The sequence below is a fragment of the Geobacillus sp. Manikaran-105 genome, assembly GCF_002809955.1.
Lineage (GTDB): Bacteria > Bacillota > Bacilli > Bacillales > Anoxybacillaceae > Geobacillus > Geobacillus thermophilus.
This window is the reverse complement of sequence record NZ_PIJG01000009.1, coordinates 45,327-69,952: the sequence shown is the minus strand read 5'-3', so window position 1 is coordinate 69,952 and position 24,626 is coordinate 45,327. Positions and strand designations below refer to the sequence as shown.

General features: G+C 52.5%; 25 protein-coding genes, 5 pseudogenes and 1 riboswitch. Of the genes and pseudogenes, 4 read left to right on the top strand and 26 right to left on the bottom strand.

Annotated elements, in window-relative coordinates; all coding sequences use genetic code 11:
- Nucleotides 1-732: 732 nt before the first annotated feature.
- The 7 genes and pseudogenes from CV945_RS17465 to CV945_RS04580 form a co-directional block, all read right to left on the bottom strand.
- Nucleotides 733-822, bottom strand: a complete 90-nt coding sequence (locus CV945_RS17465; RefSeq protein WP_231578663.1) for a putative holin-like toxin — start codon at nt 820-822, stop codon at nt 733-735.
- A gap of 164 nt (nt 823-986) precedes the next feature.
- Nucleotides 987-1,263: pseudogene (locus CV945_RS04605) on the bottom strand (DUF6044 family protein); the annotation flags it as partial.
- A gap of 235 nt (nt 1,264-1,498) precedes the next feature.
- Nucleotides 1,499-1,729 (bottom strand): annotated as a pseudogene (locus tag CV945_RS04600) (hypothetical protein); the annotation flags it as partial.
- Between the two features lie 52 nt (nt 1,730-1,781).
- Nucleotides 1,782-2,429 carry a pyroglutamyl-peptidase I gene (pcp, locus tag CV945_RS04595; RefSeq protein ID WP_100659233.1) on the bottom strand — a complete coding sequence of 216 codons (648 nt, stop codon included), beginning with the start codon at nt 2,427-2,429 and terminating at the stop codon, nt 1,782-1,784.
- Nucleotides 2,430-2,502: 73 nt separating this feature from the next.
- Nucleotides 2,503-2,640: pseudogene (locus CV945_RS17460) on the bottom strand (5-oxoproline transporter, DUF969 family subunit); the annotation flags it as partial.
- Between the two features lie 183 nt (nt 2,641-2,823).
- A complete protein-coding gene (locus tag CV945_RS04585; protein WP_011231306.1) occupies nt 2,824-4,002 on the bottom strand; it encodes an RNA-guided endonuclease InsQ/TnpB family protein in 1,179 nt (392 codons plus the stop codon).
- A gap of 121 nt (nt 4,003-4,123) precedes the next feature.
- A pseudogene (locus CV945_RS04580) lies at nt 4,124-4,414 on the bottom strand (5-oxoproline transporter, DUF969 family subunit); the annotation flags it as partial.
- 309 nt (nt 4,415-4,723) lie between these two features.
- Here CV945_RS04580 and CV945_RS04575 point away from each other — a divergent pair.
- On the top strand, nt 4,724-5,338 hold the full coding sequence (locus tag CV945_RS04575; protein ID WP_033014096.1) for a sulfite oxidase-like oxidoreductase: 615 nt from the start codon (nt 4,724-4,726) through the stop codon (nt 5,336-5,338).
- A 42-nt stretch (nt 5,339-5,380) separates the two neighbouring features.
- Here the strand turns inward: CV945_RS04575 and CV945_RS04570 are convergent, their stop codons facing one another.
- The gene (locus tag CV945_RS04570) at nt 5,381-5,965 is read right to left on the bottom strand and encodes an ECF transporter S component (protein ID WP_095859372.1); all 585 of its coding nucleotides are present in this window, start codon (nt 5,963-5,965) and stop codon (nt 5,381-5,383) included.
- Between the two features lie 156 nt (nt 5,966-6,121).
- Nucleotides 6,122-6,254, bottom strand: a riboswitch (FMN riboswitch).
- Between the two features lie 82 nt (nt 6,255-6,336).
- Nucleotides 6,337-6,576: pseudogene (locus tag CV945_RS04565) on the bottom strand (threonine synthase); the annotation flags it as partial.
- A gap of 195 nt (nt 6,577-6,771) precedes the next feature.
- On the opposite strand from CV945_RS04565, the gene pepT reads away from it, so the two are divergent.
- Nucleotides 6,772-8,007 carry a peptidase T gene (pepT, locus tag CV945_RS04560; RefSeq protein ID WP_100659232.1) on the top strand — a complete coding sequence of 412 codons (1,236 nt, stop codon included), beginning with the start codon at nt 6,772-6,774 and terminating at the stop codon, nt 8,005-8,007.
- Between the two features lie 169 nt (nt 8,008-8,176).
- Here pepT and CV945_RS04555 read toward each other — a convergent pair whose 3' ends face one another.
- Nucleotides 8,177-9,799, bottom strand: a complete 1,623-nt coding sequence (locus tag CV945_RS04555; protein WP_100659231.1) for a bifunctional metallophosphatase/5'-nucleotidase — start codon at nt 9,797-9,799, stop codon at nt 8,177-8,179.
- A 300-nt stretch (nt 9,800-10,099) separates the two neighbouring features.
- Nucleotides 10,100-10,525, bottom strand: a complete 426-nt coding sequence (locus CV945_RS04550) for an OsmC family protein (protein ID WP_033009997.1) — start codon at nt 10,523-10,525, stop codon at nt 10,100-10,102.
- 195 nt (nt 10,526-10,720) lie between these two features.
- On the opposite strand from CV945_RS04550, the gene plsY reads away from it, so the two are divergent.
- Both plsY and CV945_RS04540 read left to right on the top strand, forming a co-directional pair.
- Nucleotides 10,721-11,314, top strand: a complete 594-nt coding sequence (plsY, locus tag CV945_RS04545) for a glycerol-3-phosphate 1-O-acyltransferase PlsY (protein ID WP_094238708.1) — start codon at nt 10,721-10,723, stop codon at nt 11,312-11,314.
- A 29-nt stretch (nt 11,315-11,343) separates the two neighbouring features.
- Nucleotides 11,344-12,708: an RsmF rRNA methyltransferase first C-terminal domain-containing protein gene (locus CV945_RS04540; protein WP_044742850.1), complete on the top strand. Its 1,365-nt coding sequence runs from the start codon at nt 11,344-11,346 to the stop codon at nt 12,706-12,708.
- Nucleotides 12,709-12,835: 127 nt separating this feature from the next.
- Here CV945_RS04540 and CV945_RS04535 read toward each other — a convergent pair whose 3' ends face one another.
- The 15 genes from CV945_RS04535 to CV945_RS04465 form a co-directional block, all read right to left on the bottom strand.
- Nucleotides 12,836-13,411, bottom strand: a complete 576-nt coding sequence (locus CV945_RS04535) for a YpmS family protein (protein WP_033009998.1) — start codon at nt 13,409-13,411, stop codon at nt 12,836-12,838.
- A gap of 37 nt (nt 13,412-13,448) precedes the next feature.
- Nucleotides 13,449-14,222, bottom strand: a complete 774-nt coding sequence (locus CV945_RS04530) for an SGNH/GDSL hydrolase family protein (RefSeq protein WP_033009999.1) — start codon at nt 14,220-14,222, stop codon at nt 13,449-13,451.
- A 69-nt stretch (nt 14,223-14,291) separates the two neighbouring features.
- The gene (locus CV945_RS04525; protein WP_061580917.1) at nt 14,292-14,864 is read right to left on the bottom strand and encodes an SCO family protein; all 573 of its coding nucleotides are present in this window, start codon (nt 14,862-14,864) and stop codon (nt 14,292-14,294) included.
- A gap of 36 nt (nt 14,865-14,900) precedes the next feature.
- On the bottom strand, nt 14,901-15,773 hold the full coding sequence (locus CV945_RS04520) for a DegV family protein (protein WP_100659230.1): 873 nt from the start codon (nt 15,771-15,773) through the stop codon (nt 14,901-14,903).
- A gap of 105 nt (nt 15,774-15,878) precedes the next feature.
- Nucleotides 15,879-16,130, bottom strand: a complete 252-nt coding sequence (locus CV945_RS04515; RefSeq protein WP_033010003.1) for a YpmP family protein — start codon at nt 16,128-16,130, stop codon at nt 15,879-15,881.
- A gap of 96 nt (nt 16,131-16,226) precedes the next feature.
- Nucleotides 16,227-17,498: a threonine ammonia-lyase IlvA gene (ilvA, locus tag CV945_RS04510; protein ID WP_033010004.1), complete on the bottom strand. Its 1,272-nt coding sequence runs from the start codon at nt 17,496-17,498 to the stop codon at nt 16,227-16,229.
- Nucleotides 17,499-17,760: 262 nt separating this feature from the next.
- Nucleotides 17,761-18,204 carry a YndM family protein gene (locus CV945_RS04505; protein ID WP_063211610.1) on the bottom strand — a complete coding sequence of 148 codons (444 nt, stop codon included), beginning with the start codon at nt 18,202-18,204 and terminating at the stop codon, nt 17,761-17,763.
- A gap of 90 nt (nt 18,205-18,294) precedes the next feature.
- Nucleotides 18,295-18,795 (bottom strand): dihydrofolate reductase, encoded by a 501-nt coding sequence (locus CV945_RS04500; protein WP_033010007.1) that lies wholly within the window; start codon nt 18,793-18,795, stop codon nt 18,295-18,297.
- A 13-nt stretch (nt 18,796-18,808) separates the two neighbouring features.
- Nucleotides 18,809-19,603, bottom strand: coding sequence for a thymidylate synthase (thyA, locus tag CV945_RS04495; RefSeq protein WP_033014075.1), 795 nt, complete (start codon nt 19,601-19,603; stop codon nt 18,809-18,811).
- Nucleotides 19,604-19,677: 74 nt separating this feature from the next.
- A complete protein-coding gene (locus CV945_RS04490) occupies nt 19,678-20,382 on the bottom strand; it encodes an anthrax toxin lethal factor-related metalloendopeptidase (RefSeq protein WP_033010009.1) in 705 nt (234 codons plus the stop codon).
- A gap of 91 nt (nt 20,383-20,473) precedes the next feature.
- Nucleotides 20,474-21,064, bottom strand: a complete 591-nt coding sequence (locus CV945_RS04485) for a YpjP family protein (RefSeq protein ID WP_094238714.1) — start codon at nt 21,062-21,064, stop codon at nt 20,474-20,476.
- Between the two features lie 15 nt (nt 21,065-21,079).
- Nucleotides 21,080-22,264 (bottom strand): LL-diaminopimelate aminotransferase, encoded by a 1,185-nt coding sequence (locus tag CV945_RS04480; protein ID WP_100659229.1) that lies wholly within the window; start codon nt 22,262-22,264, stop codon nt 21,080-21,082.
- A gap of 251 nt (nt 22,265-22,515) precedes the next feature.
- Nucleotides 22,516-22,647: a YuzL family protein gene (locus tag CV945_RS04475; protein WP_080729592.1), complete on the bottom strand. Its 132-nt coding sequence runs from the start codon at nt 22,645-22,647 to the stop codon at nt 22,516-22,518.
- Nucleotides 22,648-22,718: 71 nt separating this feature from the next.
- Nucleotides 22,719-23,156 carry a BrxA/BrxB family bacilliredoxin gene (locus tag CV945_RS04470; RefSeq protein WP_033010047.1) on the bottom strand — a complete coding sequence of 146 codons (438 nt, stop codon included), beginning with the start codon at nt 23,154-23,156 and terminating at the stop codon, nt 22,719-22,721.
- 298 nt (nt 23,157-23,454) lie between these two features.
- A complete protein-coding gene (locus CV945_RS04465) occupies nt 23,455-24,600 on the bottom strand; it encodes a conserved virulence factor C family protein (protein WP_100659228.1) in 1,146 nt (381 codons plus the stop codon).
- Nucleotides 24,601-24,626 lie beyond the last annotated feature (26 nt).

The following is a 24,626-nucleotide window of genomic DNA, read 5'->3' as shown; positions in this document are numbered from 1 at the left end:
CAGGATCAAACTCTCCAAAGAAAGTTGATTGGCTTTTGCTTCGGCCCATGCGGACCTCCGCTTTTCGTCGCGCTTCGTTTCGTTCAGTTTTCAAGGAACAAGCAACTGCTTTTAGTCTTTGAGTCGTTTTTTGACTTCTTGACAGAGGAATCTGGATTTTCCAAATTCACTCTCAAATGCTTTATTAATATATCATTTTTTGTGATGGATGTCAAGCCTTTCATTCAAACTCCCGAGAATACCATCACAAAAATCACAAGACTTTTCATAACAAACATTTTTCATAGTAACAATAAATGTTTTTGTTTGTCAAGATGCTATTTTTCTCTAAGCTCTAAGTCTTTTAGATCGCTCCGTATCTATTGAAGCGACGGTTAGTATAATACTACTAAATTATGCTCAAGTCAACTATTATAGCCGAGTTAATTTTATCCAAATCTTAAGCGGTGTTAGCGACAAGTATATGTTTTTTTGAAGAAGCAAGTCTTCAGCTTCCTTATATATCAGTGGTCTAATCTGCCTTGCAGATAAGTTGGTTGTCCGTTCTTACATGAATCATTTCTTGCCATAGACATCGCCGTCTGCGTATAATAGAAAGCAAAGACAACATAAAATAAAAACAGGGACATTGGCGGCCACCAATGCCCTGTCCATACACAGCCGCTGCAAGAAGCGCAGTGGCCCAAGCCTCGGGCATCGTAACCTACCCTCGCCTCGGCCTAGCAGGGTGGGTTACTTTTTGTCTTTGGATACGGCAATCACCGCGACGATGAGTGACGCAAACGCAATCATGAGCGTCAGCGCATCGGCGATCGTCATCATCAGCACCACCCCCTTTCGTTCAGGGAGTGGCCACTGCCCACCCTGCATTTGGCTGTGCATGTTTCATTATACCATCAAATCAATCAAATGCGAATATACATTCGCATCCTCGTTGAAAATTAGGAATGTTTCCCTATCCATGGAGGAAACGCCTCTTTTCTCGCTGCTTCCACAGAACGCGTGCAGCCAGACGATGCCGGTCAGCTCCGAGCCGAGGGCGTTTCTTGACAACTGGCCGTTAGCAATTTGCGGAATGTTCGCGTCAAGCGGCCCGGTGATTTTTCCACTTTCGGAGAGCACCTTATACCAAGCGATATTGGAATCCAAATTATCGTGGACGCGAATATGGGCGTTCTCACCAAGGAGAAAGAGCGGGGACACGTAAAGGGCGATGACGCCAAGCGCCAAAAGGAAAAACCATCGTTCTCGTTGTTCGACCATCGGCATGACGCTCCTATTTCCAAGTTTCTATTGGATACGATGTGCAATGAGAAGAAAATTATTCCTATCGACGAAGGGGGTGGTGATTTTATGAAGGTGGCTGCATCCTTCTTAGTCTCTCTCTTTATTCGCATTTTTCACTCTTTCTCTACGTACACCTACTTAAAATATCTAGACAATGTGATGAAGAACTTTTCTATTACAGTAGAAATATACAAAAAACAGCGGCCCTCTCTTACAAAGCCGCTGTTGACGATCTTCTTTTCTTCTTCTTCGCCCTTGATTTTTCCTTTAATCCGATCCTATGATGATCCTCCTCATTCATCCGGCTGAAAATCGCCGCGAGGATCGATCCAGATATGTTGTGCCACACGCTGAAAATGGCGCTTGGAACAGCCGCCAAGGGTGAGAAATTGGCTGTGGCGATCGCCACGCCCAATCCGGAGTTTTGCATTCCGACTTCCATTTTCCTGCAAAAGAACTGATTTTCTCTATGATCGCCATAAATGGAAACCTCCTTAACAAATGTGCCCGCCAACCGCTTGGATATCTTCTTCACGTTCGACCGCTACGTCAATGGCAAGACGCAGCCCTTCCACGATCGTTTCTAATGCCATGCTGGGCTGCCCGGGATGCCGGGCGGCTTGTTCCGGCAAATACGGAATATGGATAAATCCGCCGCGAATGGGCTTCTTCGATTGGGTGATGTAATGCATCAATCCATAAAACACATGGTTGCAGACGAACGTTCCCGCTGTATAAGAGACAGAGGCTGGTATGCCGTGACGCCTCAACGCCTCGACAATCGCTTTGACCGGCAAGGTTGACCAATAGCCGACAGGCCCGCCTGGAACAACAGGTTCGTCAATCGGCTGCTGGCCTTCGTTGTCGGGAATGCGGGCATCATTGATGTTCACCGCCACTCTTTCAACAGAAATATCCGCTCTCCCTCCTGCCTGTCCGACGCAAATCACCACATCAGGATCCACTTGCATGATTGCGTCATGCAAGATGACTAATGATTCGCCAAATACGGTTGGAATCTCCCGAACTTCAACGATATACCGATCAGTTTTCCATCCGGCTGCTTGCTTGACCGCCTCCAGCGACGGATTCACCGTTTCTCCTCCAAACGGATCAAATCCGGTCACGAGCACTTTTTTCATCGCATCTCCATCCCTTTTTGATGATGAAATTTATAAATCTATGAGTGTAATCACATACATTGCAGCGATGTTGAACGCCAACAGAATCAACGCTGTCGGCACTTGCACGCAAATCCGCCGCTCCTTCTGCCATAGGAGCGACGAGCGGACGAACCATTTGAGCATGGCCGCCGATGGAAGTAAGCCCAGCCGCGGCTGCCGCTTCCCGGATGAATGAACCTCCCCCACTTATCGAAGTGGGGGTTTCCTGTTTCCCCTTCGGAGGTGGATGCATGATAGGCTGGTTGGCAGCCTATCTGCAGGCAACACCTGGCACCCGTCCCGTTGGGAGCCACAGGCAACATGAGTATCCATGATACTCAAGGGCGGGAACTCGCCATCTACGACTTCATACCTAAGCAATCCGTCGATACGTAAACGGTTTGACCGTAAATTCCAATGGGCGGATTTCACCATAATATACTTTGGCAAATAAATTCATTGCCCCATGGATATCACGGTGTCGTTTGTACCCGCATTGACATGTATAATTTCTAGAAGAAGATTTATTTTTCTTCCCGCAAACAGGGCATGTTTGCGAGGTATAACTTTCATCTTTTTTCTCGATTTGAATTCCTTCGGCATTCAATTTGTATTTGAGATAATCAAATAATTTTCCAAACGACCAATTGGATAATTTCTGATTGGTCTTTTTGTTTCGTTTCTTTTTCGTATTCCGTTGGATTCCTTCGATATCTCCAATGACGACTTCTTTCACTTGGTTTTCCAAACACCAACGAACAAATTGTCTCGTGGTTTTGTGCAGTGCATCCTTTAGTTGTGCCTCTGATTTCGAAAGTACATATTGTTTCGCCCGATTGTACTTTTTCCATTGTTTGGAGCCTTTTTTGCATCTGCTCATGAGTTTTTGCAGTTCTTTTAATTTCTTGTTTCTCAACCGATGAATGCTTCTTATTTTTCTTCCCGTGATAATGAGGCTTTCCCCATTTTCACAAATGGCTGCGATGGTGTGAATTTCCCCTGGGTCAATAGCAACACGGTTTTTACATGGATTTTCTTTTGGTTTTTTCCCATCTTCATACGATAAACAAAGCCACAAACCACGGTCATAGACCAACTCGATTTCTTTGACTTTTCCGTTTGGAAGTTTCTCTTTGTCGATTTTCACCACCAAAGGAGATTGTCGTTTTCGATTCCAAATTCCTAGCGACAGTTCCAACGTTCCGTCTTCATGCAAAACAAACCCATCTTTTGCCCATTTCGTGTTGAAATGTTTTTTCTTTTTGTATGGATATTTGATTTTTTCTCCTTTTTTCCGTGCTTCTTTTGCCCCATCACGGGCAAAGATATATTTATGCACAACCGCCTGGATGCTTTGGCTGTGGATAGAAAAACGACCTTTTGTTGCTTTTTGCAGTTCCGTTTTGGTTATCCATTTTCCTGTTTCCAAATGATGTTCTTTTGCCAAACGAAGGCATTCGTTCCAAACTTCTGCGGAGATACGATTGCATTCAAATAGTTTTTGGATAACTTCTTTCTTTGCCCGAAAACGGGTTTTCAGCGTTCGATACATGGTTTCACCTCCTATGTTTATTGTATTCTATTGCCATCCAAAGAAGAAAGAGAAAAACAGAAAAACCGAACGCCATTCATCCCCCACCTGTAGAGGTGGGGGACTTCTGGCTGATTTATGTTAAATAGACCATCAAGATTCTCCCTGTTGTCGCCGCCTTGATTTTCGCCACGACACTCTCCGCCTGTTCCCGCAGCCCAAAGCGTTCCAAAAGGCCGATGACGGGTAATGTAGCAATAAACACCGCCATATACCGGTTGGTCGTAAACGCCGTTCCAAACTGTTCAATAATGTCATACAGCGATTGATGAGCGAGCAGTCCTGTCGCCAATCCAGCCGCTGTCACGACAAGAAGCGGATTAATGCGAACAATGAAGCCGATGATGACGATCAACACGCCAATGAGCACCATATTTCTCTTCTCCTCTCCAAACATCGTATTGACATTGTGGTTCATTCATCTCGCTTCCTTATTTCTTCACTAGCTTTTTCTTCCCCCTTTCTTTCGGTTGTTCCGTATTTCGGAACAATTATTCCAATTTCATCATTTTCATTATATAATTAAGAAAAATCGAAAATCAATCAATATTTGGGGGAATTTGTCCTCTCTCAACAATGCCGCCGCAGCAACTGAACCGAGCCCCTTTTTATTGCATCCCCTTCCCCTATTTTGTATCATGAATAATTAAGAGAAATTTAGCAGAAAAAGGAGTGCCTCCCCATGACCAAACAACTTCCTCCCGGCCAATTCGAAACGGAAAAATGGCCGATTTTGCATGAAGGTGATGTGTACGAATTCGATGAAGCGGCGTGGAATTTCCGATTGTTCGGCAATGTGAAAGAGGAAGTGACGCTGTCGTATCAGGAAGTGATGCGGCTGCCGAAGACGATTTCGACCGTGGATATGCACTGCGTGACGACGTGGTCGAAATTTGATACGACGTTTGAAGGCATCGCTTTCCGCGAGTTTTTGCGCTTCGTCGATCTCGATCCCGACGTGAAATATGTAAAAATTTACGGCTACTTAAACGGCGACCGGTTCGGCTATTCGGCAAACTTGCCGCTTGACGCGCTGATGGGCGACGATGCCTTGTTTGTTTATCGATGGAAAGACAAGCATCACGACTGGCAGGACATCTCGCCGAAGCACGGCTATCCGCTCCGGTTCATCCCGCCGGCGACATTTTATTTATGGAAAGGGGCGAAATGGGCGTCCGGCATCCGCTTTATGAAAGAAGATGAGCCGGGCTATTGGGAGGAGCGCGGCTATTCGATGACCGCCAATCCGTTTAAAGAAGAACGGTTTGCCGAGTGGGTGCCGCGGATTCGCTTTTGACAAACGCAAAAAAGCGAGGGAAAAACCCTCGCTTTTTGTTCCTCAAGCGGCTTGGCGAGATGCCGCCTGTTTGTCAAGCCAAGCACGAAGACGCCAAAAGAGAAGCTGAAATACGATGGCCGCCATCGCTCCTTTGACGGCGTTAAACGGCAAAATCGCCGATACCACCAACGCCTTCGCTTCCGGTGCGCTCATCTGCGGAGCGCCGAGGAAAAGCGTATACGCCGGCAAAAAGACGTAGTAGTTGAGCACGCTCATGACGAGCGCCATCGTCACTGTTCCCGCCGCCAGCCCCAGCAGCAAGCCTTTTTTCGATGCGGCTTTCCGATAAATATAGGAAACCGGCAAAAGGAACGCCACCCCGGCAGTGAAGTTGGCGATCTGGCCGACCGGAACGCCGGTCGCGCTGCCGACGAACACGTAGTTCAGCACGTTTTTCAATAGTTCGACCGCCACACCGGCGAGCGGGCCGTACAACAAGGCGGCGATGAGCGCCGGGATGTCGCTGAAGTCAACAAGCAAAAAGTTCGGAAACGGCGGCAGCGGAAAGTTGAGCATCATCAGCACATGCGCCATGGCGCCCAACACTCCGATGCTGACAAAGGCGCGGATGGAAATGCGTTTCATGCTTGTTCTCCTCCCCTTCTCGTGATTCATCCTCACAAGAAGAAGGCTGCCGCTGCGAGCGCCAACAAAAACTCCCTTAAACCGAACAAGGCTTAAGGGAGAAAAAGGGTGTGCGCAACTAGACGTTCGCATGCGCCAAAACGAACGCCGGCAAACCTTCATCTTCTCCCATCCAGACTATACTGTCGGCTCCGGACTTGCACCGGATCCTGCCTTGCGGCTCGCGGGCTGAGAGGCGAAGCGCCTCATCACCGCCGGTCGGGAATTTCACCCTGCCCCGAAGATGAATCGTTTTTCATTTTTAATTATTCTGATGAGTTTAGCATACAATACTGTTTTCAATTTGTCTATGTTTTTTGCTCACAGCTTGATTATTCCCGCATCGAAAGCGAATCTCCCGGTTCAAGCACCGGTGGGGCGACTTGAACCAAATCGGCGTATTTCAATCCCGTCCCCGTGTTGAGCACGACGACCGTCTCCCCGTCGCGAATCCAGCCGCTCTCGCGCAATTTTCGGACCGCCGCAAACGCCGCCGCTCCTTCCGGGCAAACGAACGCCCCTTCGAGCTCCGCCACCGTCCGCTTCTCGGCCAAAATCGCCTCATCGCCAATGGTTTGACGCCCAATTCCTTCGCTTTCGAAATCCCAACCGCCTCGCCGGCCGCGGAAAACTCGTGCGCCGCATGGCGCTCCCTCTTTCCTTGTTGGAGATCGCATATGATAAAATAAACACGGAACCGCTCCGCTGCATTGGAGAAGCGATTCGCGCATTCACCCAACACTCATACATAAAAAGGAGATGAACAAATGAAACAAGAATTGATCGAACGCTTCATCCGCTACGCCAAAGTGAATACCCAGTCCGATCCAGAAAGCAGCACATGCCCGTCGACTCAAGGGCAATGGGAGCTGGCGAGAATGCTCGTCGAAGAGCTGAAGTCGATCGGCATGGAAGACGTCACAGTCGACGAAAACGGCTACGTCATGGCGACGCTGCCGGCCAATACGGACAAAAACGTGCCCGTGATCGGCTTTTTGGCTCATATGGACACCGCTCCGGAGTTTACGGGAGCCAACGTCAACCCGCAAATCATCGAACAGTACGACGGCGGCGACATCGTGTTGAACAAAGAACAAGGCATCATCTTGTCGCCAAACGATTTCCCGGAGCTCGCCGGCTACAAAGGGCATACACTGATTACAACCGATGGGACGACGCTGCTTGGCGCCGATGATAAAGCCGGAATCGCCGAAATTATGACCGCGATGAACTATCTCATCCAACACCCGGAGATCAAGCACGGCAAAGTGCGCGTCGCCTTTACCCCGGATGAGGAAATCGGCCGCGGACCGCACAAATTTGACGTTGCCAAATTCGGCGCCCAATTTGCCTACACGGTCGACGGCGGGCCGCTTGGCGAATTGGAGTATGAAAGCTTTAACGCTGCCGAAGCGAAAATCACGATCAAAGGAAAAAACGTCCACCCAGGCACGGCAAAAGGAAAAATGATCAACTCAATCAAAATCGCCATGGAGTTCCAACAGCAACTGCCAGCCGATGAGGCGCCGGAACATACCGAAGGATACGAAGGGTTTTACCATTTGCTTTCATTCCAAGGGAGTGTAGAGGAGACGAAACTTCACTACATTATCCGCGACTTCGACCGTGAACAGTTCGAGGCTCGCAAAGCGAAAATGAACGAGATCGCCGCTTCGCTTGCACAAAAATATGGAAACGACCGAATCACGCTCGAAATCAACGACCAATATTACAACATGCGCGAAAAAATCGAGCCGGTGCGCCTCATTGTGGACATCGCCCACGAAGCGATGACGAACTTGGGCATTGAACCGAAAGTGAAACCGATCCGCGGCGGCACGGACGGGTCGCAGCTCTCCTACATGGGGCTGCCGACGCCGAACCTTTTTGCCGGCGGCGAAAACTTCCACGGCCGCTACGAATACATTTCCGCCGATACAATGGTGAAATCGGCCGAAGTGATCGTGGAGATCATCAAGCTGTTCGAGCAAAAAGCATCTTGATCTACGGAAAACCTTTCTTGAACGATCTTTTTTCGATCGTCCAAGCACAAGCGGCTGCAAGCCCGCCCGTTAGGAGTAAAGAAAAGGTGTCCCGAGTTTTTTGGGGACACCTTTTTCATTAGATAAGCGACCGTTCGCCCTTCCATCCTTTTTCCTCGGTCAACACCTGTTACGGAAGACGGTTGATCCGCCCCTCAATTCGTGCCGAGAACGGCTGCTCAAGACCGCGAATATACGAGACAAGGGCATCCAAATCGACCGGACCGACCTCGCGGTGTTGCCCTTGCGTCAACACTGTGAACCCATCACCGCCGTCGGCGAGGAAGCTGTTGACCGTTACTGTATATTCAGCGTCTGGATGAAGCGGGGTGCCATCTGGAAGCTGAATGTCAACAACCTTGTCCCCAGCTGGTCTGCTAGCGCTCCATGTATAGCGGAGGCCGGAAATTTGCAGCATGCGCGTTTGCCCTTGCTGCCATTGTTGGTTCAAAAGCTGGCGGATTTGCGCGCCGGTGAGCGTCATTTTCACAAGCTGGTTGTTGAACGGCTGAACGTTGTACAGCTCGCCCCACGTTACTTCGCCTTGTTCAATATCAGCGCGAATGCCGCCCGGGTTCATAAAGGCGAAATCGGTTTTCATCGCCGCCCGCTGGGCATCGGCGATCAAATCGCCCAAGGCGGACTCGCCGCTTTCATTTTGTTCATCGGTGATCATTTCAGCTGCCGTGCCGACGACTTGATTGACAAGCGGCGCCACTTTCGCTTCATATTTTTCAATGAGCGTCCGAATTTCCGGGTCCGGAGTGATGCCGTCATGATAGGTCGTCACGATCTCTGCTTTTTTGGCGACGACGTCTTTCGTGCGCGGGTCGATTTTCAAATCGACATCAGAAAACGCCGTGCCGTACGAATACGACTGAACGAGCAGCTTGCCGTCCACAACCGCATTTAAATAGGCATGGTTATGACCGGCGAAAATCACATCGACTTCATCATCGATATTTTTGGCGATATCGACAATTTCCCCGCTGGCGTTTGTCCCATCCGGATTGGATACGCCGGGGTTATGGGCGAGAACGACGATCGTTTGCACCCCTTTTTTCTTCAGTTCCCGGACCGCTTTGTTAATCGCTGTTGCCTCATCGATGAACTTGACTCCCGCGACGCCGCTTGGCGTCACAATCGTTGGTGTTTCCGTGAGCGTGACGCCGATCAATCCGATCGGTATGCCGTTGACCCGCTTAATCACATATGGCGGGAGAATCGGCTTTCCCGTTTGCGCATCAACGACGTTGGCGCTCACGTACGGAAAATCCGCTCCGGCAAAGTCACCGGTCGCCGGGTGGTAGCCGCCATGGATCAGGCGGAGCATTTCCGCTACTCCTTCATCAAACTCATGGTTGCCAAGGGTGCCGACGTCAAAGCCGAGCTTATTGAGCACTTCGATCGTCGGTTCATCTTGCAGCAGCGCTGATACCGGGGGGCTGGCGCCAACCGCATCGCCGGCATGGACGAGCAGCGTGTTTTTGTTTTCCGCCTCCCGCTGTTTCAAATAGGCAGCCAAATAATCAGCCCGTCCGACTTCCCGCCCGCCGACTTTTCTTGTCACATTGAGTTGGCCGTGGAAATCGTTCATGCCTAACAGCTGCACCTCAATATAACGGTGCGAGGAAGCAGGCGGCTTCCCCATGCTTTTCCCGTTCCCTGCCGCCCCGACTGGAGTGGCGGCCAGCACCGCTGCAGCGGCCAATGCGGATAGCACCCGTCTTCCCCATCGTTTGGAATTCTTCATTCCCGGTTCCCCTTTCTCTCGCCTTCTCGTTCACTCCCATTATATCCTTGCGAGTCCATACAATCATAGAGCAGAAAGGATGATTTTTCTGTAAATATTTTGTAAATTCACAACTGACTGTTGAGAACAACAGAAACAAAAAGACCGCTCGATAGAGTCAAACACATCTCTTCGGACAGCCTTTCCCTGTTAGCTCGGTGAAAAGGTGTTCCGCCAACGATCGGAACACCTTTTTCATCGTTTTGCCATTCCGTGCTATGCCACGCGAAACAAACATGAACGCCACGTTCTTTTCTTTGGTTAGATCGTCTCCTTCCCGCGCACGCCGTTGATCGAATAGCTCGCTGTAATGGCGGCATTTAACGAATGGGAAACGGAACAATATTTTTCTTTTGACAACCGAATGGCGCGGGCGACTTTGTCTTCCGGCAAATCGCCTTCGAGCGCATAATGAATATGAATGTCGGTAAACCGCTTCGGGTGGTCATCGGCGCGCGTTCCTTCGACTTCCATCGAAAACGCGCGGACGTCAAGCCGCATTTTCCGCAAGATCAAAACGATGTCAATGCCGGTGCAGCCGGCCAAGGCGTGAAGCAACAGCTCCATCGGCCGGGCGCCGGAATCGTTGCCGCCGACGTCTTTCGCGGCGTCGATCGGAATGGTGACGCCGGAAGCGCTTTGGCCGCTGAATGACATGTTTCCGTTCCACGTGACGGTCGTTTTCATCACAGCCGCTCCTCTCTTCTCTGCGTTTGCTGCGGGACGAATGAACTCGTCCGTCCCTGCCTGCTTTTCAGTTTACCGGTTATCATGTGGAAATGCAAAACAACCGCTTTTCTTCATTTCCAGTCTACCGTTTTAACCGGCGCATGATAAAATAGAAACATGCACAAACTTGTTGAGTAAAGGGTGTTTGATTCGATGACCGCACTCATTTTGCTTCTTGCTTATCTTCTCGGCTCGATTCCGTTTGGCCTTCTTGTCGGGAAAATCGGCTACGGGATCGACATCCGCGAACATGGAAGCGGCAATCTCGGGGGAACGAACACGTTCCGCGTGCTTGGGGCGAAAGCGGGCACGATCGTCATTGTCGGGGATATGTTGAAAGGAACGCTGGCGGCGAGCTTGCCGATGTTTTTTTCCGTCCCCGTGCATCCGCTTTTGGCCGGAGCGGTGGCAGTCGTCGGCCATATGTATCCGGTGTTCGCCAAGTTCCGCGGCGGCAAGGCGGTGGCGACATCGGGCGGGGTGATGCTGTTTTATTCGCCGTTGTTCTTTTTGTCGCTCATCGCCGTGTTTCTTGTCGTCTTGGCTGTTTCACGCTACGTCTCGCTGTCATCGATGGCCGCGGCGCTGTACGCGGTCGTGTACACCGTCTTTTTCACGGACGACATTCCATTGACGGTGGCAGTGTTGTTGCTGGCTTCGTTTATCTTTTATCGTCATCGCGCCAACATCAAGCGCATCTTGAACAAAACGGAGCCAAAAGTGAAATGGCCAGGCAAACGCTCATGACAACGGACGGAGAAAGGAGATTTGCTGCGTTGAGATTGCCGGAAGCATTTGTCGCGAAAATGAAGAAGCTGCTTGATGAAGAAGCAGACGAGTTTTTCGCTGTGTATGAAAACGAAAAAATCAACGGCTTGCGCGTCAATCCGTTGAAAACCGACCCGGGCGCATGGGTCAAAACGGCGCCCTTTTCCCTTTCCCCGGTGCCGTTTTGCCCGACCGGGTTTTATTATGAACCGGACGAACAGCCGGGAAAGCATCCGTACCATGCGGCCGGCCTGTATTACATTCAAGAACCGAGCGCGATGGCGGCCGCCGAGGCGCTGCAGCCTGAGCCGGGGGATACGGTGCTTGACTTGTGCGCCGCCCCTGGCGGGAAAACGACCCAGCTTGGCGCGATGATGAAAAACAGAGGGCTGCTTGTCGCCAACGAAATCCACCCGAAACGGGTCAAAGCGCTTGCAGAGAACGTCGAACGGTTCGGCTTGACGAACACCATCGTCGTCAATGAAGCTCCCGAAACGCTTGCCGAGCGGTTTCCGGGCTTTTTTGACAAAATTTTAGTGGACGCTCCGTGCTCGGGGGAGGGCATGTTCCGGAAAGAAGAAGAGGCCGCCTCGTTTTGGAGCCCGGCCTATGTGGAAGAATGCGCGGCCAGACAGCGGCGCATTTTAGAAAGCGCCTATGCGATGCTGAAAGAAGGCGGCATTCTTGTCTATTCAACATGCACGTTCTCTCCGGAGGAAAACGAGCAAACGATGGAATGGCTGCTCGAGACGTACGATGATTTGCGGTTGCTGCCGATTGCGAAAATCGGCGGCATCGAGCCGGGACGGCCGGAATGGACGAAAACCAATCGATCCGATCTCGTCCACGCCGCCCGCCTTTGGCCGCATCGCCTCAAAGGGGAAGGACATTTTGTCGCCAAGCTGCAAAAACAGCGGCCGACTCCGCCTTGGAGCGGGCGGTGGGCGAAAGCGAACGCGCCAAAAGCGGCCGTCCGATTGTACCGCCAATTTGAACAGCAATCGTTGCAAACCGTGCAGCACGGAACAATCCTCTCGTTTGGCAGCCATTTGGCCATGCTCCCGGACCGATGCCCGGATTTGTCCGGCTTGAAAGTGGTGCGCGCTGGCCTTCATCTTGGCGAGGCCAAAAAGGAGCGGTTTGAGCCGAACCATGCCCTCGCCTTGGCGCTGCGAGCGGACGAAGCGAAGCACGTGCTCGACTTATCAAGCGACAGCCGGGAATGCCTTCAGTATTGGCGCGGCGAAACGCTGTCCACCGGCGGCGACCGCGGCTGGCTGCTTGTGACGGTCGACGGGTTTCCATTCGGCTGGGGAAAAGAAGTCAAAGGGACGGTGAAAAACTTTTATCCGAAAGGGCTGCGCCTGATCTAACGGCGGGGCCGCACGAGGCTGGAACGGCCAAAAAAAGGTGTCTCATTGCCTTTGAGACACCTTTTTTCTTCCAAATAGACGCCGACAAGATTCACGATGTTGCACGGAAACGTTGACGTCAACGTTTTTACCGCGGACGGTTTGTCGGGATCGTTAAGGTAAATACGATTTCATCGGCCGCCAAATCGATTTTTTTCGCCGCTACTTGATACCCGTTGCCAAAACGAATCTCATGGAGCGCCACATAAATGCGGGCCCGTCCCGGATCGATGATGACTTCATCCGGCAGCGGCGCATGCTTTTGCAAGTAGCGAAGCACGTACGTCACCGGCAGCTTCCAGTCGCCGAGCGAAATGACCGGTTCGACAAGTTCGACGTTCCCGCCTTTCACGACTTTCGGCACAAACGAGACGACGAGCTCGACGTTGCGCCCAAAGATCGGAATTTCACTCGAGACGTAAACGCGGTCGGCGAGCCAAACGTCATAGCGAAGCGGATGGTCTTTCGTTTTTTCCGCCAAATAATCGTTAATGACAGCGTTCAAGTGCGCTTTTTTGGAGTACACCGTAAACGAAGCCCCTTCCACATCCGGGCGCTCCGGCCGTTTCACCGGCGGAGACGGCTGCAGCAGCCAAACAGCGGCAAGAATGAGCACAACAGCATTCACAGCCGCCAAAACGAAAAACGATCGTTTCCAATTCATTCCAACATACTCCTTATGCTGCTTCATTTCGTTTCCATCAGTTCGCCCACCACTCTTTTCGCGCATCGAGCGACTCATACACCCGCACTGCCATTTGCGCATATCCCTCGGCGTTCGGGTGAAATTCATCGCGGTGAAGCAAATCATCGCGGTTGGCAAACATGTCTTGAATATCCACAAAGATCGTGCGCGGATAGCGGGAAACCACTGCTTGGCTTGTGCGGTTCCATTCGGCGATGACATCATCGATTTCCGGGATGTTCGGCAACGTGGCGGAAAACGGATTGTACAAGCCGATCAGGACAACGACCGCATCCGGGTTGATCGTGCGCAACAACATCAACAAATGATCGAGCCGCTCGGCAAATCGTTGGCTCTCGTTCGCAAACCGCTCGTACGATAAGTCAAAAAAATGAGCGCGGACGACATTCATCACGTCATTGCCGCCGATCGTGATCATGACGATATGAGCCCGCTCAAGCTCCGCCTGATGGGCGCGAATAACCGGTTCAAGTTCGGTGATGCGCCGGCCGCGCTTTCCGGCATTCGTGACGGTCACCGTCCGCACCCCATCCTCCGCCGCCAAAAGCGGGACAAGGCGGCCGACATAGCCGCCTTTCCTTTCACCGTCTCCGACTCCTTCGGTCAATGAATCGCCTAACGCGACGAGGTGAATGTCTTTCGGCAACGGCTTCGCTTCCGGCTGGCTGACGGCGGTTTCATGCGGGCGGTCCGGCTTCCCGCCGGCCGGGAGCACCGTGCACCCGGCAAGCAACACCCCCACCATGATGAGCCATCCCCATCGCATCATGTGTGACACCTGCCTTTTGCCGCAACAGGGGAAAGACGAAAAGAAGGCAAAACGGCGTCCGTTTTTGCCTTATCGCGACGACTGCAAAATTTCAATATGCTCTAAAATCGTATCGTACGGCACATCTTGCACACCGCTGTACGTCTGAACCACTTTTCCGTCCGGCCCGACTAAATAAAAGCTTGTGCCGTGGATGACTTGGTCATCGCCAGCCGGCTTTTGCACCATCGTTTTAAAGCTTTTTTGCGCCAGCTCGCTGATCTCGGTTGGGCGGTACCCGGTCAGGAAATGCCAGTTTGCTAGGTCATTTGTAAATTGTTTCGCATAAGCCGCCAGTTTTTCCGGCGTGTCAACTTCCGGGTCGACACTGAACGAAACAAATTCAACATCGAGCCCCTTTTCTTCCGCCTTCTCTTTCAGTTTGGCCATGTGGGCGGTCATCGGCGGACACACCGTTTCGCAATTGGTAAAAATAAAATCGGCGACCCACACTTTTCCTTTCAGATCGCGAAGTCCAAACGGCTTGCCGGTCTGATCGACAAACGTAAAGTCAGCGACCGGCCAGTTTTTGGCATCCGGAATTGTTTTTCCGCACGCGGCAAGCAAACAAACGGCTGCCATCATCATGATTCGTTTCCACATCCACTGCTCGTCCCTTTCATCCTGTATCGCTTTGTTTCAAACTGCGCCCGACCCCTTGTGCTCCCCTTCTTCCGTATAATACATCAGCGCAAGCGCGCCGGGTCCGGTATGAATCGAAATAACCGGCGTCGTTTCAACAATGTCAACCGGCACAGAACCGATCGCCTCAGCGACTGCTTCTCTCAGCCGCTCCGCCCAGCGCCCGGCATCGGCATGGGCAATGGCGACCGCGCGCACCGGCGCTTCCGCCTTCTCCTCAACCAACCGGCCCGCTAAATCGGCGATGGCTTGCGAAAAGCTGCGCACGTTCGACACCGGTGTATACAGCCCGTCAACAAGCGCAGCGATCGGCTTGATGCGCAGCAACGAGCCGACGAGCGCTTTGCCGCGGCCGATGCGGCCGCCTTTCGCTAAATGATCGAGCGTATCGAGCACCACATACAGCCGCGTACGACGGCGCACGTCGTCTAAGCGCCGGATGATCTCGTCAACGCTTCGACCCGCCTTCGCCAAGCGGGCGGCTTCAAGCACTTGGAATCCAAGCGCATACGAAATGAATTGGGAATCGACGACCGTCACGTTCGCTTTGGTCAGGGCCGCCGCATGCTCAGCCGAACGGACCGTGCCGCTCAGCTCGCCGGCCATATGGATCGATATGATCTCGCTTCCGTCCGCCCCGAGCCGGTCATAGACAGCTAGAAACTCACCGACCGACGGTTGCGAGCTTTTCGGCAGTTCACGCGCTGCCTTCATCTTCGCCATAAACTGCCCTGGTGTGATCGTCACCCGGTCGATAAACGCCTCCCCATCCACTGTCAAATGAAGCGGAACGACTTCAACGCCGTGCTCGGCAAGCACCGCCGCCGGCACATCGACCGTTGAGTCGGTTACAATTTTGATTGATTTCATTCGTTCACTCCTAATACTGATGATCTCGTTTCCATTATATAATGAAACCGGCGAAAATCCCACCAAAAAAAAGTTGTTTTGCCGCCAAGGGCAAAACAACAACAGTCATGCATTATGCTTTAACGCCGTTTCTTTAAAGATCTGTTCATATACAGGCCATTTCAGCACTTTCTTCAAATGTTCGCGGAACGAATACACAGAACGGCTCGTTCTCGATCGGTACACCTTTGCAATAAACGCCTCCAAGCGCAGTTGGATCATGAATCGGTATGTGTTCTCTTCCTCCAATACTGGGATTTCGATAATCTTGACCTTCTGCCCATACGCGTTTTGAAACTCGAGGCTTTTGAATAGCAAAATATCAATCCTCTTTTTCACCGATTTACTTTTATTATACACCAATCCGGTGAAAAAGTATGTCGGAATGCGGCGAATTTGTTCCGACTTTTTTCGTCAAATCAATAGATGGAACAAGTTCGGGTCTTTGTTGACCTCTTGGAACGGGAAACCTTTTTTCTTCATCCGCTCGATGAGCGGTGCGTAGTCTTCGCGCCGTTTCAGCTCGATGCCCACAAGCGCCGGTCCGCTTTCTTTGTTGTTTTTCTTCGTGTATTCAAACCGGGTGATGTCATCCGTCGGCCCAAGCACTTCATCCAAAAACTCGCGCAGCGCCCCGGCCCGCTGCGGGAAGTTGACGATGAAATAGTGCTGCAGCCCTTCGTAAATCATCGAGCGCTCTTTAATTTCCTGCATCCGGTCGATGTCGTTGTTGCCGCCGCTCACCACGCAAACGACCGTCTTGCCGCGGATATGTTCCTTGTAAAACTCGAGCGCGGCGATCGGCAGCGCCCCAGCCGGCTCGGCGACGATGGCGTTTTCGTTGTACAGCTCCAAAATCGTCGTGCACACTTTCCCTTCTGGAACGACGACGATGTCATCAAGCACCCCGCGGCATAAGGCAAACGTTTTTTCCCCGACCGTTTTGACGGCGGCGCCGTCCACGAACTTGTCAATCTCCTCAAGCGTGACGACACGTCCATGCTCGAGCGCCGTTTTCATCGATGGGGCGCCGGCCGGTTCGACGCCAATCACTTTAGTGGACGGGGAAATGCTTTTCACATACGTCCCCAGCCCAGCCATCAATCCACCGCCCCCGATGCTGGCAAACAAAAAGTCAATCGGCTCATCGCAGTCGTTGAGCACCTCGACGCCAATCGTCCCCTGTCCGGCGATGACGTATTCGTCATCAAACGGATGGATGAACGTCCGCCCTTCCGCCTCGGCGCACTTCACCGCTTCGTTGTAGGAATCGTCAAACGTGTCGCCGACAAGCACGATCTCAACCATGTCTTTGCCAAACAGCTGCACTTGCGACACTTTTTGCCGCGGCGTCGTCGCCGGCATATAAATTTTCCCATGCACGCCAAGCGCTCGGCATGAATAGGCCACCCCTTGGGCATGGTTGCCGGCGCTGGCGCATACCACCCCGTTTCTCCGCTCCTCATCCGTTAAATGCTTCATCCTGTTGTACGCCCCGCGCAGCTTAAACGAACGCACGACTTGCAAATCCTCGCGCTTTAAGTAGACATTGCATTCGTAGCGCTCGGATAACAGCGGATTTTTTTGCAGCGGCGTATGGAACACAACATCCTTCAACGTATGATACGCGATCAAAATGTCCTCGACGTATACTGCCCCTTGCTTTCGTTTCAGCTGTTGTTCCATGTTCTCGTTCCCTTTCTTTTCTAAGTTGTCTTTGATTTGTAGATTATATCACAAATTCGTAAAAAGAAAAGGGAATTTTCGAAAAGTTTTTGAGTGAAGAGGGGCTGGCTCGCGATCATCGCGATAATCCCGCTTTACCGGACGCTTCCGCGGTCCTAGCTTGACGTCATCGGATGAGCTTCTAGAAACCTCTTCCACTCGGCCAATACAGGCACAGCGAACGGCTCGTTCATGCGCAAGCGGACCGAAAAAACGACCGGCGCTATGTCCGGTCGTCCTCTTTTTTAAACTCTTCTTCCTCGGCAAATTCCGTTGCCCATCTTCCTTCATCATACCAGCGGTGCTCTTCTTCCCTCCTTGCCTCTTCGAGAACATGGCTTTCCATATACAAGTGGAAAAACGCTTCAACCGCCCCGATCGCCAAGGCGCTGAAAAATGCGCCGTATGCCATGTTGACGGACGGGGCAATGAGGGCAAAGCTGGACGGCCAAATCAACAAAAAGGAAAGCGGCACGTCAAGTGCGGCAGCAACAAAATGGCCGACGCGCGGCAAGATGAACACATCGCCGATGACGTAAGACACGAGCGCCGTGATGACCGTCATGAGCGAAATCAACGAAAGCGGGGCGTTGAAGATCGTAAACATGGAAAATAAGACGACGCTCCAAGCGGCGAGCTTGACGATAAAAGGAACGATATGCTTCATTTGTCTTCCTCCATTTCCATTGTTGGGTCTTACTTGTTATCGTTCCTTGTTCGCCCCGCTTCTATGCAAAAAGACGCGCCCAGCCAAAAGCTAAGCGCGCCCTGTTTTTCGCTCATAAATGAGAAAGGCGTGATCGTATCGGTTTTTTTCATCGATCGTTCCTTGCGTATATGAAACGATCTCCCACTCTTGCTCGGAAATCGGCGGATAAAACGTATCGCCAGGGAACGAGGCGAAAATTTTCGTCACATACAGTCGGTCGGCAAGCGGCATCGTCGCCTGAAACAGTTCCGCTCCTCCGATGATAAACACCTCTTCATCGTTGCGGCCGGCGGCCCACTGTTTCACCTCGTCGAGCGAGTGAAGCACAAGGCAGCCTTCCGGGCGAAACGAACGGTTGCGCGTGACGACGATGTTTTCCCGGCCGGGAAGCGGCCGGCCGATCGCCTCAAACGTTTTTCGCCCCATCACGATGGCATGCCCCATCGTCACCCGTTTGAAATACGCCAAATCAGCCGGCAAATGCCAAGGCAAACCGTTGTCTTTGCCGATCACCCGGTTTTCATCCATCGCCACAATGTGCGACATCATCGCGCTCTCCCCTTCACACCGCCACCGGCGCTTTAATCGCCGGATGCGGATCGTAGCCGACGATTTCAAAGTCGTCGTATTCATAGTCAAAGATAGACGGCGGCTTCCGTTTGATCACGAGCTTCGGCAGCGGGCGCGGCTCGCGCGTCAGCTGCAGTTTCGCTTGTTCCAGATGATTTTTGTACAAATGGACGTCGCCGCCGGTGAAAATGAGTTCGCCGACATCGAGGTCGCACTGCTGGGCGATCATATGCGTCAACAACGCGTAGCTCGCGATGTTAAACGGCAACCCTAAAAACGTATCAACGGAGCGCTGCTGCCACATGCATGACAACCGGCCGTTGGCGACGTAAAACTGGAAGGCGTAATGGCACGGCGGCAGCTTCATCTCGTCCAATTCCGCTACATTCCAAGCGCTCACCAGCAGCCGGCGTGAATGCGGATTTCGTTTGATCTCTTCGACAACCCATGCGATCTGGTCGATGGTTTTCCCGTCTGCTCCCTTCCACGAGCGCCATTGCGCGCCGTAAATCGGGCCGAGATCGCCGTTTTCGTCCGCCCACTCGTCCCAAATCGTCACGCCATTCTCCTGCAAATAGCGGACGTTCGTATCGCCTTTTAAAAACCAAAGCAGTTCATAAATGATGGAGCGGATATGCAATTTTTTCGTTGTCACGAGCGGAAATCCATCTTGTAAGTTGAAGCGGAGCTGGCGGCCGAACACCGACAGCGTGCCGACGCCCGTTCGGTCTTCTTTTTCGACGCCGTTTTCCAAAATATCCTCCAAAAGCTGTAAATATTGCCGCAATGTCCTCACCTCACGCTCTATCATACCATAAAGCAACACATGGTGAACCATTTGTCCATAAAAAAACGAGCCTTTTACGAGGCCCGCTCCGCCAATCCACGGATGAATGCGTATGTGTTCGGCGCTGCCGCCCGCAGCGTGTGCCGCGTCTCTTCACTTGCGTAATAATAGGCAAACGACTCGGCAAAATACTCTTCTGGATAGGTCAAAAAATAAGATTCGCCAGGAAAAAGCCGCGGCGCCTCCTCCCGCCAAATCGCTTGAAATTCGTCCGTTTCATGAATGCGGTCAAATACGATGTAATCGAGCGAATGAGCAAACTCATGCAGCTCCAAATTGACCGAGCCGTGTCCTTTCCCTTTTTCGCTATGGCCGAGACGGACGAGCACCAAATGCGACCCGCCGATGCCCGGCACGTCATCCCATGTTTTGGATCCCGGCGCATAGCCGCGCGGGGTTTTCCCACGCAAGTGGCGAGCTGTCGGTTCATTCGTAATAGGGCCTGTCAACAGCTGAATGTAAATATGATGAGCAGCCGCCTGCTCTAAAATGCTGCGATCCATGCGGGCAAGCGTCTGAATGGTCTTGTTCGCCTCCGCAGCGGGAAACGCTGTCTCGGGCACGATCACAATGCGGCCGAGCACGTCACGGGACGGAATGTCCCGAAGATCAAGGCCGCTTTCTTGAAGCAGCACGCCGTGGGCGGCCGGGTACGGCGAAAGCGATAGAAGCGGAATCGCGAACAGCGCTGCCAACAAACTAGTCCACAATCGTTTCATGGTGTTCCCCCGCTTCTTTTATTCTATGAAAATGATATCATAGAACGAAGCAGGGAAAAACGCGCAAAATCAGGAAAGAACCGCAAGCGGTTTATGTGCGCCAATTCGGCGGCGTATTTTTGGACCAGTAGATTTTCCCGAGTTCATAGTGAGCTTGAAAGCCATCATCGCAAGTATGATAGTGAAATTGAAACCAGTACCCGTCCTGCGGCGGATGTTCGCGGCGGACGTGGAAGCGAATGACATCTTCTCCCGTATCGGCGCGGTAAATATGGAAAATGCGTTCTCCTTGCCCGCCGGACGGATTTTCCGATACGGCCAAATAACGGAGCTCTTCTTCCGGACAGCGTTCAGCCAGCCCGGCAATCACCTCTTCGATGCGCGGCAAGATGACGGTGCGAAATTCATCTTCAATAACCGGGGCGATTTTGCGGCCGAACTTTTCGTACGACTGCGCCACTGCCTTTTCCATCGTCTCTTCGATAAACTGTTCACGAGTTAACGAAACAGAAACAGCTTCCGCCGCATGGTCTGCTTGGGAATGCTTCCAATCGGGAGACGGGGCGTCATCTGACGGCGGCTCTTTGGCCGCGAGCAGCGAAGCGGGCGGTGTGACGAGTCCAAACGTGCAGACGGTAATGGCGACAACAAGCGTTTTTCGAAGCCAAGACGGCAGCTTCATCGCCTTCACCTCCCACTACCGCCGATCAGCGGCTAAAGACGCAAACAAGCCGGTCGCTTTTAATTTGGCGACCGCCCGGCGCAACACCGCCTCCGGCTGGACGAGGGCGATGCGCACATAGCCCTCGCCGCTTGGCCCAAACGCGTGCCCGGGCGTGACGACGACGCCCGCTTGGTCGATGAGCGCCTTCGCAAACGAAAGCGATGTAAAGCCGTCCGGAATTTTCGCCCACACGAACATACCGGCTTGCGGACGGTCAACCGCCCAGCCGATGTCGGCCAACCCGTCAACGAGCGCATCGCGGCGCGATTGATATATCGCGCGGCTTTCGGCGCAAAAGTCGGCCCCATGACGCAGCACTTCGGCCGCCGCTTTTTGAATCGGCCAAAAGACGCCATAATCCAAATTCGACTTAAACTCGGCGAACGTGCGAATCACCTCGGCATTTCCGCACAAATAGCCGACCCGGCAGCCGGCCATGTTGTAGCTTTTGGACAACGAATTGATCTCCACGCCAACGTCCTTTGCGCCTGGAACAGAAAGAAAACTCACCGGTTTGTTTCCGTCATAATACAGCTCGCCGTAAGCAAAATCGGACACAACGAGAATATCGTACCGCTTCGCAAACTCGACCACTTCGCGATAAAACGATTCTGTCGCTATAGATGGAACTGGATTTCCAGGGAAGTTGATAAACATGATTGTCGCCCGTTTGGCAATGTCCTCCGGGATCGCACGCAAATCCGGCAAAAAGCGGTTTTCCTCCCTCAGCGGCAGAAAATACGGCTCCGCTTCCGCCATTGCCACCCCCGCCGCATACGCCGGATACCCGGGATCCGGCAATAAAATGACATCCCCCGGGTCGGCGAACACCATCGGCAAATGCACGAGCCCGTCCTGTGATCCGATGACGTACGTTACTTCCGTCTCCGGATCGAGCACGACGCCATGCGCCGTGCGATAATAGTCGGCGACCGCTTCATGAAACTCGCGAATGCCCCTTAATGTGTAGCCGTACGCATTCGGCTCGTTGGCGTAGCGGGCGATCGCCTCACGCACAAACGGCGCCGGGGGCAAATCCGGGCTGCCGACGCTTAAATCGATCCACTCGTCATGAAGATGGCGCCGCTGTTGGCGATACGCCGCCAATTCGGCAAAAATCGATGCAGAAAATGCGTTCATTCGTTTCGCCCTTTTCATCGTCTTTCCTCTCCCTTGCCAAAACAAAAACCGCTTTTCCTTTTCACTTTTGTTGGTATATACTATGATTACATGAATAGTGTATCATATGTTCAAGGGGAAAACATAGACAGAAAGGCGGGAAAACAGCGATGACAACCATCTTTTTTGCGGCCAGCCTCATTACGTTGTTGTATTTCATTTACAGCTGCATCGCCAATGCCTGACGGCGGCAGCGAAAACGGAGCTCCGCACAGGAGCTCCGTTTTCTTTCAGTCGATTTTCGTTTTTTTGCGCGCAGAATCAAGCTCGTAGGCGCCTGTTTCCGTTTGCGTCGTGCCTTGTCCCCTCACCTCCGGGGCGCTGACGCCCGTTTTCGAACGGTCTTTTTTCCGCTTCGGCACGCCGATCACCTCCGCCCTTATCGTTCCCCGGCGCCGGCAGCGGTATGCAAGGCCTGGGAAGGCATAAGGCATCAGTTGCAATATTTGTCAAACGCAGCCAAAATGTTTTCCATCACGTCCTCCATCGAGTGAAACTCGATGTCTTCGCGCGGGATAAAATGAACAACTTCCTTTCCTTTTAAGAGCGCCATCGACGGCGAGGACGGCGCATAGCCGACAAAGTACTCGCGCATTTTCGCCGTCGCCTCTTTGTCTTGGCCGGCGAATACCGTCACAAGATGATCCGGCTTTTTCTCGCTCCTAAGCACCGCCTGCGTCGCGGCCGGGCGCGCCAGTCCGGCGGCGCAGCCGCACACTGAGTTGACAAAGACAAACGTCGTTCCTTCCACTTGTTCCATAAACTGCTCGACTTCCTCACTCGTGCGCAATTCGCGGAAACCGGCGCGGACGAGCTCATCGCGCATCGGCTGCACGAGCTGACGCATATATTCTTCATATGCCATCGACATGGCCATCATCCCTCCATATGATCATCGTTGTGCTATCAGCATACTATACTTCGCACGAAAAAATCAATGAAGACGGCTGCCAGCGGCAAGTGAAAAGCCGATGGCCGGGGGAAGACGCCCCTCCAAATCAGCGCCGGCTGGGAAACAGCCGCAAACCCGAAAATGAAGTGGCTGCCGTCAGTGACTGCAGCGTGGAACATTCAAATAGAATGAACGTATCTTGAGCACAACCGTGACGACTTAACAAGAATCGCTTGTTTGGCCAAAGAAAGAGACGCGCCGGCCGGCGCGCCTTTTTTTATTTCTCCGTCTTGTTCTCTTTTTTTCGACTTTCCGTCATTTGCTTCCAGACGGAGCCTTTCGCCTCTTCGCCGCCTTCAATCCGTTCGATCGCCATTTTCACTTGCAAGCTGACCTCAAATTCCGGATCGTTTTCCGCCGCTTTTAACGCCGGCAAGGCCGATTCATCGCCGACTTCGTACAAAAACATAGCCGCGCGCCAACGAACGAGCTTGCTTTCGTCCTTGAGCGCCTCGATCATGGCCGGAATGGCCTCCGGATCGCCGATGTCGGACAAACAGTCGCCGGCAGTGCGGCGGACAGCGACAGCCGGATCTTTTAGCGCTTTGTACAAATACGGAAGCACCTTTTTCCCGCCGATCATGCCAAGGTATGCCGTCGCCAGGCGGCGAATCGCCATTTTTTCATCCTTGAGCGCCTTGGCCAACACCGGGATATCGTCCTCGGTCGGCTCAGCCATTTGTTCGAGCGCGGCATACCGTTTGCGCCAGTCCGGGTCATCGAGCATCTCGCTTGTCACTTTGATGCCCGGCCGTTTTTGCACCGTTTTTTCCTGCTCGCCGCGGTGGAACATGTTGACGATTCGCTCGAGCCGCTCCGGCGGGTAGGCGGCTGACAGCTCGTCGACGATTTCGCGGCCGATTTCTTCGAATGTGCCGTAACGCACCCCTTTTTCGACCCATTTGCGCTCAAGCACAACATTTCCCGCGTATTTTTGCGCCTCAATGACTGCGTCCATAAACGGTTTCGGCAGCCCGACGCGGTGTTCGCGCTCCCCATCGACAAGCTTCACTTGCATCGGCAGACCGTACAGCATTTGCACGAACACTTTCACTTCGCCAAAATGTTCGTTCACCGTCGGCTTTTCCTCTTCCGCTTCCCCCACATCTTCGCCGAACACTTCGCGCACTTTCGTCAAAATGTCGCGCCAATCGTACTTCGGATGACGCTCGACGGCCAGAAAATCGGCGACATGGTAAATGCCTTTCACCCCTTCAATGCGCATGAGCGCCTGGATGATCGGCGGCGCGGCGGCGACGTTGTCCGGCTTGTAGTTATGGCTCGTGCCAAACGGCAGCTCTTCATCAAGCAGCACTTTCATCGTATTCGGGCTTGGTGTCGGTTCAATCGCTTTAATGCGCAAGCGCAACCCCCTCCTTTGACTGTCCC